At 61.0% G+C, this 8,485-nt stretch carries 8 protein-coding genes; all 8 read right to left on the reverse strand.

Translation table 11 applies throughout. The features are described 5' to 3' along the window. Positions 1 to 247 precede the first annotated feature (247 nt). The 8 genes from LJE93_05275 to LJE93_05310 all read right to left on the reverse strand — a co-directional run bounded on the left by LJE93_05275 (position 248) and on the right by LJE93_05310 (position 8,429). Positions 248 to 1,483, reverse strand: coding sequence for a glycoside hydrolase (locus LJE93_05275; protein MCG6948311.1), 1,236 nt, complete (start codon positions 1,481 to 1,483; stop codon positions 248 to 250). Positions 1,484 to 1,820: 337 nt separating this feature from the next. Then, a complete protein-coding gene (locus LJE93_05280; protein ID MCG6948312.1) occupies positions 1,821 to 2,006 on the reverse strand; it encodes a hypothetical protein in 186 nt (61 codons plus the stop codon). Between the two features lie 192 nt (positions 2,007 to 2,198). Beyond that, entirely contained in the window at positions 2,199 to 2,780 is a 582-nt protein-coding gene (locus LJE93_05285; GenBank protein MCG6948313.1) for a hypothetical protein, read from the reverse strand. A gap of 41 nt (positions 2,781 to 2,821) precedes the next feature. Further along, positions 2,822 to 4,357, reverse strand: a complete 1,536-nt coding sequence (locus LJE93_05290; protein MCG6948314.1) for a phospholipase D family protein — start codon at positions 4,355 to 4,357, stop codon at positions 2,822 to 2,824. An 11-nt stretch (positions 4,358 to 4,368) separates the two neighbouring features. After that, positions 4,369 to 5,961 (reverse strand): hypothetical protein, encoded by a 1,593-nt coding sequence (locus LJE93_05295; protein ID MCG6948315.1) that lies wholly within the window; start codon positions 5,959 to 5,961, stop codon positions 4,369 to 4,371. 23 nt (positions 5,962 to 5,984) lie between these two features. Next, positions 5,985 to 7,472: a lytic transglycosylase F gene (locus LJE93_05300; protein MCG6948316.1), complete on the reverse strand. Its 1,488-nt coding sequence runs from the start codon at positions 7,470 to 7,472 to the stop codon at positions 5,985 to 5,987. A 50-nt stretch (positions 7,473 to 7,522) separates the two neighbouring features. Continuing rightward, complete coding sequence (locus LJE93_05305) at positions 7,523 to 8,116, reverse strand: hypothetical protein (protein MCG6948317.1); 594 nt, start codon at positions 8,114 to 8,116, stop codon at positions 7,523 to 7,525. 166 nt (positions 8,117 to 8,282) lie between these two features. Then, the gene (locus LJE93_05310; protein ID MCG6948318.1) at positions 8,283 to 8,429 is read right to left on the reverse strand and encodes a hypothetical protein; all 147 of its coding nucleotides are present in this window, start codon (positions 8,427 to 8,429) and stop codon (positions 8,283 to 8,285) included. Between the last annotated feature and the right edge of the window lie 56 nt (positions 8,430 to 8,485).

The following is an 8,485-nucleotide window of genomic DNA, read 5'->3' on the forward strand; positions in this document are numbered from 1 at the left end:
GGTAGGGTCGTCAACTCGGTCCCACGACAATCTGGCCGAACTTCGCCTACCCCGCCGTGGCGCGATACGCCGAGCCGCTCGCCTCTCCCGTGCCAGTACGGGGTCGAGCACGATGCCCGGGCAGGCCACCTTTGGGTCAGAATATGGCGGAAAAGCAGACTGATTTCCAATCGCCGTATCCTTCCGGCGTCAGCCCGGCAAGGCCCGGGAAATTCAGTCTTTTACGCGCGCTCGTTGCTCGTACAGGTTACGGCACTACGCTCGACCACTCCGATTGGTCCCCGGACTCGAATCCGTCGGCGAAGATCAGACTCGGGCTGTCGAAATACACGTCGTAGAACGGTCCGGCGTACGAGGTCCAGGCGATGGCAGCCTCATTGGCCGGCGGGAGCGACGGATTGATCCCGATCGCGGGACGCGGATAGTAGTCGTACCCACTCACCGTGGAGCCCTGGTCGACGTCCACTGGGTTGCTCCACGCGGTCGGACTGTCGAAATTGGCCCAGCTGTACCACACGTCGCCGCCATCCGGATTTGGCAGATTATGCCTGTAGACCGCGTGGAATCGTCCCGACGCGACGTGGCTGGCGGCAACATCGACGTGGCTCTCCCCTTCGTATGTCCAACCCGGCATCGACCCCCACCAATCCCAGTTCGCCCCGCCATCCGTCGAGTAGGACACTTGCACATCGTTGTCGGGAGCACCGTAATCGGTAGTATTGAGCACGACGATGGTATTGGAGTCCCACGCGGCCGCAATCGCGGGATCGGAATCGTTGCGGTCCGAGGTCGTCACCTGGACCGGAGTGCCCCAAGCACCGGTAGCACCATAATTCACGTTGCTGGTGACCCAGATCTGCGGCGCCCATACGCTTCCCGTCCAACCCGGTTTGCTGAACGCAACGTACACGTCGTCGTTGTTCGCGCAATAGGCAATCTCCGGTCTCGACTCGAGTCCGGTGTTCTCGGAGCCCCCGGTGATGTTCTCGGGCGTGCTCCAGGTCTCTGCCTGATCGGTGCTGCGGGCGAAGAAGACCGGGTAGTAGTCGATCGAAGGTTTGGCATAGGTTACATAGAAGTAGACGCCCCCCGTGAAATCTGGGAAATCGGTCGTGATCTGCGGGTGGAGCTCGTTTGCCGGTGTCGTCCACACGATGCCGCCGTCGATGGTCGTGGACGACCAGTTGGAGGTGTCGTCCGGATCGACACGGATTGCCTGCAACGAACGAGATGAATCGGAAGTTACGAGCTCGTACACGAAAACCAGCCACTTCTGGCCGTAGTTCTCTATGTAGGCCAGGGCCGGGTTGCGGGAGTGCGATCCGTGAACGAACGAGATGAGCCACGACCAGGAAAATCCGTTGTCCGTCGAGTGGTAGATGAGAATCCGGCCGGTTCCCAACTCGTCCACGGCGACGAAAAGATGACCGTCGGGAGCGGAGGCGACCGACGGTTTGCCTTCGTCGACCGTCGGGTTGGTCACCAACGCATCCGATGGCAGCCACTTGAGAAACTTGGAATTCAGTGTTGTGGGCGGAGCCTGGTCAGCGATTGGTCCGACGGACAGGCCTGCAATTGACGGCTGATGCGACTGCAACGTGGCGACTGACGCCGATCTCCCGCGAGTCCCCCGGTCGAATTCCGACTCTACCGCGACAACGGTGGTTCCAATTCCGAACAGAATCATCACAACGATTGCTACAGTCCATTGTCCTTTCACAGTTCACCTCCACGCGGTGATCGGTCACAGAAGAGCCTTTGAGACGCAAGATTTCTCTGAAATGCCTCTGCAGTTACAAGATTCGTCTCGAAATTTCCTCTTACCATGGCTGGTTGGATCTCATTATCGGTCTGACCAAACGCGATGTCAACGGAACATCGGTGACCCGGTTGACGACATCGTCGTCCCAGACGACGATGGAGTCGCTCACGACATCGAGGGCGGCCGCACTGACGCACAACATCACGAGCACAAGGCCGAGCGTCGGCCAAGCCGAACGAGCCATGATCCCTCCCCAAAATCTGCCGGGACCCGCGATTTATTTTTCAGGCAAGTTCGTGAACAGGCTCTACCAAGATTGGAGACCCATCGAAAGTTCGGTGGTATGCATCATGGACGTGTCGCTGTTTCGGAAGATTTGTTGGCACGTAGTGTGAAATGCCGAACCGATCACGAGCACTGTTCAGTCCTCGCGGGTCTATTGCTCGAGGTCGATCACCGAGTAGCGGATCAATCGCACAGTGAATGTCGCCGAAACTCCCTCGTTGGACAATTGGTAGATCGCGTGCGTCTCCTTGTGCGAACCGCCGACCCCGCCGGCACCCGTGCCCACTTCAGTTTCCCCGGCGCCCGCCTCCACCCCGGCACCGACCTCCAGCTTGCCACTGGCCAACTTCTTCAATTTCGACTCGTCGAAGAACAGGACGACCAAACGGTAGTCCCGGACGCCAAGCCCCCCTCCGACATCTAGTCGCGACACCTTGAGGTAGGTTCTTTCGCCGGTCTTTTCGTCGTACACGACGCCGATGCCGTCGCCAGCGCCCACAAGCGGGACCTTCGCCATCCGTTTAGAGAAGACAGCGTGCCCCACGGATTTATCGAGCTCGGCTTGAACCTCGGGTTGCTTGTCGACCAGCTCGGCAAGAGTCTGCTCTTCGAGCTCCACCAGGAAGTCCCGCTTCTCCTGCGCGGTCATCGAGCTGTAGGTGCTCTTGCACCCTATGGCCAACACCAATGCCAGCACCACCACGCTCAGTCTCGTCGCTCTAACCACATTCACGCTCGCTCATCTGCCGTTCAGCACTTCACCAACGGTCCCTCTCACAGCTGACCCTCAGGAACGATGCCGAATACCCACAGTTGAAAGCGCTGCCAGCTGTTCTGCGCCGGCTGTTTCTTCACGATCCCGTCGGTCGACTCCCAATAGAGCTCTCCGGTCTCGTCGAGGTGGACCCGCCAGCTGTTCGCCGGATCCATGTCGCGCTCGGCGATTGCCGCCACCTCCGCGGCGAGCCCCGGGCTGTCGACGATCATCCCCATCTCGGTGTTGAGCTGGATGGAACGCGGGTCGAGATTGAGCGAGCCGATGTATACGAACCGTCGATCAACCACGGCCGTCTTGGTGTGCAACCCGGCGAAACGGGCGGTGACCGGATCGGTGTCGACGATTCCCTGCTGGATCTCGGGGTGGGCCCGGAACTCGTAGAGCTCGGCGCCCGCCTCGAGGAAGGGTCTGCGGTATTTCTTGTATTTGGCCGTCACCGCCGGCACATCGTTCGAGGCCAGCGAATTGGTCAGCATCCGCACTCGCACGCCCCGTTCGGTGGCGTTGCGTACGATTTCCATCATGCGCTCGCCGGGGATGATGTAGGCGTTGACAACCAGTACCTCGCGTTGCGCCTGGGCGACGATGTCGGCCAACCTCGCGACCGCATCCTGGGTGGGAGCGGGGGAGTTCGGAATCAGGCGGTCATACTCCACCGTCGAGCTGCCGGGAGACATCCGAGCCACCAGGTCCTCGAGCGATTCGCTCCAGTCCTTTCGCTCGATGGGAAACATTTCCAGCTCGTCGGCTTGACGGAGCTCCTCGAGCCTTTTCATCCGCACAGGCTCGATCGCCGCCCATGATGACTCTTTGACGAACACCTCGGCTGCCATGACCTGGTCGCTGCTCCAGAAGTGGTCGAAGATCTCGGAGGACTCGGTGGCCTCGTCGCCGAGCACGACGACGTCGAGGTCGTGAAAGTTGTATCGATGGTGGAGGCCGAAGTAGTGATCACCGACGTTGCGACCTCCGAGGATGGCCATCTGGTTGTCTGCGATCAGGAGCTTGTTGTGCATCCGGTGGTTGAGGCGATTGAGGTTCGTGGCGGACTCGAATCCCCTGCTGATGCCCTTGGTCGCCCACGGGTTGAAGATGCGGATCTCGATATTCGGGTGCGCACTCAAATTCGCGAGACCCTGTTTGCCCTTGAGGAAAAGCGTGTCGTCGACCACGACGCGAACCCGGACCCCGCGCTCGGCGGCCTGCATCACGTGCTCGAGCAGGAGGAGACCGCCGGGATCGGCGTACCAGACATAGTAGAGCATGTCGATCGACTGTTCGGCCGAGTCGACCATCGCCAGCCGCCAGAGCAAACCGTCCGAGTTGGGATCGACCGCTGCGAAGCCGGAGGCTCCGCTGCCGTGGAGGCGGGCGAATTTTGCTGCGTAGGAGGCAAGGCTGGTTGTCGGGTCGGGTGCAAGCGCAGCGCTCTGGGGTGGCGGCGGATAGTCGCTCGGCAGAGAAGCGCAGGCGACGCTCAGAAAGACCAGTACCGATGCGAGAAATCGAAGTCTGTTAGGCGAGTATTTCATTTCGGTTCATCTTAGCGCAGCTCCTGTCCATCACCGTCCGAAGCCAGACGATGCTGTTTCTCGAACCACCTGCGCGACCCGATCGTGACGACCTTCGATGTGCCACCGTCGAAGGCAATACCGGCGGATCTGGCACCGTGTCTGGCGAAGATCCTCCCGTACTTCTGCCCGTCGCGAAGGTGGACCCAACCGAGAATTTCAACGTTCTCTCCGATGAGATCGAGGTCTTCGACGGCCACGAAGCCTTTGCCGAAATCCAGGTCCATCGTGCCGTCGATACTCTTGGCGTTTCTCGTCAACGAGAGCCACTTCAACTGGTTGGTGAATTTCCTCAACAGAACCAGGACCGGCCACGTGTCATGCATTTTCAACCGAACGTGGCTGTCCAACGCCATCGGCGTACCGAAGGTCAAGACTCCTTCTTCGAACTCGAGATGGCCGTACCAGGGCTCGAGCTTCTCTTGCTGCTTCTCGGAGCCCCCGGTTTTCGTGATGTCGTCAAGTCGGAAGGTTGTGCCCGATATGTTGAACCGCCCGGTTGTCAGGTCCCCATCATTCAACGTTGCGTGAATCTCCAGATCCCCATGAATTGGGACCTCACGCCGTTTCAGAACGATGTCGTCCGCCATCAAATCCAAACTTCCCGACATGACGTGGCCACCATTCAACTCCAGGCGCCCCCCCAGCTCGCCAGTCCCCGACTCGACTGTGATCATGCCTTGCCCCGGCAGCAGGGGCTCGAAGGCATCGACATAGACCGCGAAGCCTTTTGAGTTCTGCCCAGCGAATTCCAGGATTCCCGATGTCCCGCCAAGAATCTCCGACATCTCGGCGCAGTTGGACGGGAAGGGTTCGACGGAAATATCGGCGTCGAGACCGAGGTCGTCGGTCAGCGTTTTGGCGCCCCACGTGAAGGTGGCGGGCACGAGCCGGACCTTCCCCTTGTCGATCGAGCTCGATTCCTTGAGAACCACGGTCAGCCCGCCTTTGACCGAGCCTTCACCATCGATGCGGATCGCGTTATAGGCGACCCGCACGGCTCCCTTGACGTGAGCACCCGAGATCTTGACCGCCCACGGTCTGGCCCCCGGCTCTTGGGAGTAGATGTCCTCGGGCTTCGGGTCAGGGGGGTTCTGGAGGCCGGGAATTTCCGGGTAGTACTCGATATCCGTCGGTGTGCCGGGGAAAGGCACCCCGCTCTCCTCGTCCCAACAGGGATAGTCGATCCGATCCCGATACCTGTATTCCAAATCCCTGCCGTCCACCCCCCTGAGGTCAATGGTCTTCGACAAGAGCCCGATCAGGCCGATCCGCCCGTTTACTTGGGCCAGGTGGACGTAGATCTGGCTTCCCCTGGTCTGGCCGCGGTAGGTGAAACCCTTGAAGGTGGCGAATCCGGGGACGACGGTCCGCCCTGATTCCCACGCAACGAAGTCCCCTTCCGGCTTGTAGTTGATGACGTTTTCCAGGACCCCCATGCGAATGCAGAGGTTGCCGACGACCAGGTAGACCACCTCCAATACGAGGCACGCAATGCCCATCCAAATGGCCCATCGCCGCCACCGCGCGGGGGGCTGCGATCCGCCATCGGACTGCCGTGCCACGACCCCCTCCTCCTCCTGACGAGTCATGACGAGCCGCCCTCACGACTCTCGTAGTAGCGACTCACCTGCCTGTAGGCGACCCAGTACTTGGCGATGTTCGAAACGTACTGCACGGTCTCGCGGCCGATTCTCCGCGCCGCCACGTGCTCCACGTTGCCGAACCACTGATTCGGGTCGAGTCCGGTCCGGGCGGCCTCTTCACGGAGCTGACGCACCCTGGCGGGGCCCGCGTTGTAGGCTGCAAAGGTGAAGAAATCCTGGTTCAGGGAATCGATCTCTGGGTCCGAGAAGTAGCGATCGCGGATGAAGCGCAGGTACTTGGTGCCGGCGTGGATGTTGTTGTCGACATCCGTGATGTCGGGGATGCCGACGTTGGGATCGGCGGCAGTGGAGGGGAGCAGCTGCATGACGCCGACTGCACCCGCCCTGCTACGCGCCGATTGATCGAGCCCGGACTCCTGGTAGGCGAGCGCGGCCAGCATCAGGTGGTCGAAGCCGTATCGCTCAGCGTACTTCTCGAAGGTACCGGCCATGCCGGCGAATCGACTTCGGTCCTTTTCAGCCAGCGCATTGCGGGTCCAGCGGGTGTCCTCGAGGTAGCGCTTGAGCACGATATTCCCGAGCAGGGTTCCTTGCCTGTTCTTTCCGACGAAGGTATTGACCAGCTCGGCGAGCTGCGGGCTGTCCTTGCGGAAAGCCCACGCGATCTTGCCGCCGGTGCGAACCGCCAGATCCTCGTGAACCGTGATGTCGTCGAAGAACTGGGCCCAGAACCCCGCCTTGTGGCTGTCGACAATGATCGCGGGCAGCAGGCCGGCGTTGACCATCTCGAGCAGGTCCTCGTCCTGCAGAAACTCCTCGGCCGGCACCATCTCGACCGGCTTCAGACCCCGCGCCTCAAAATCGTGGTTGAGTTTCTCGAGACTGCGCCAATAGCTTGAGGAGCGTCGCACCTGGATCTTGCGGCCCGACAGATCTTCCAGCCTTCGAATCGCTCTGCCAGCCGGACCGGTGACCACCAGCTCGCTGACACCGGTCAGGAGAGGGTTCGAAAAGTCGACCTCTTCGAGCCTGCTTTGGGTGATCGTGAGGTTGGCGGCCGCGATGTCGCCGAGGCCCCGCTTCAGTGCCTGAAACAGCTCGTCGCGCCGCACGGGAATGATCAGCACTGCGACTTTGACCGGCCTCTGTCCGAGCTGTTGGTTGAGATACTTCTCGAACTCCACCAGGGCATCGTAGGTCGCCCCGCGCTGGGTGGCGCCGTCGAGGAAGTACTGACCCAGGGAGTAGGCCACCAGAGCGCGGACCACGCCACGCTCGACCATGCCGTCGAGATCGCCGACCCACTCCTGGTCGAGCCCGAGTTCGGGGTCGAAGCTGTCGAACAACCGTGGGCCATCCGCCCGCGATCCCTCAGCGACGGGAGTGGCGAGTGCTGCGGTTCCTGATTCCTTGGCCGTGTCGCCGCACCCGACACCGGACAGCAGGATTGCCACCACCCAGGCAGCCATGAATCTGGAAATGATGGTGAACCACCTCCCTCCACGCGAACAACTGCATTTCAATCGTTGCAGAAGATGGCCATTTTCCTCTTCGCAAGCTCGAACTGCTCCTCCGTCTCTGCCGCGAGCATGGCTTCCTTGGCGGCGATACACTCGGCAGCCTCTTCCTGGAGTTCTTCCTGGACGTCGGCACTCTTCATCACCGAAGCCGATTCCGACTGACAGGCGACCGGGTCGGAGCGACGAACATTAGCCTGGCCGTTGACCTCCTCGACGATCACGCAGTCACCCTGTCGGATCTCGGTCTGGTCGGAGACTACCTGCATCATGCGGCCGCCTCCGAGGTCGACGGTGTAGAGCTTGCCCGAGAGATCACCCTCGGCGGCGCGGGTGACCGCACCTCCTGCCAGCGCGCCGGCCGCCGCACGGCCCCACTTGGTGGTCGAGGACCGGTTCTTGCCCGTGGTGCGGTACGCCAGCATGCCGCCCATGAGTGCGCCAACGGGCGCTGCCTGGGACTGCAGATCGATGTTCTCGACCTTGGTGACGACGCCGATTGAAATCGACGCATTCTGGCCCGACCGTTGAGCCTCGGCGGTCGACACCGAAAACACGGCGAGCGCCAGTATCGTCCATGCCATGGATCGCTTCATGATGTGAACCTCCTTACGCAGAGTAGTTCGGTCTCGGATCGCCATGCGATGATGCGGTCATTCACCGTGAGTTGTACGCGCATTGTCGCATCAACTCGTGTCAGACATGTCCCTCCTACCATAGCTCCGCTCCTTCGGCTTTCGGTTCTCTGCTGACGGCCTCCACTCAACTTTCGAGCACCGTGATTTTCTCCGCAACCGGTGGTTTCCGGGTCTCCATTCTGTCCGCGTCAGGGACGTAGATCCGCAGACCGAGGCTCAAGTCTTCGTCTTTGTCAATGATCGGCAGCCGGTTCTCCTCGGGCGTGAACATCCGCGCAACCCGGCTCAGCTCGTCGACGGCCCGAAGGGCGCATTCTCAGATCCGAC

This window comes from Acidobacteriota bacterium, from assembly GCA_022340665.1.
GTDB lineage: Bacteria > Acidobacteriota > Thermoanaerobaculia > Thermoanaerobaculales > Sulfomarinibacteraceae > Sulfomarinibacter.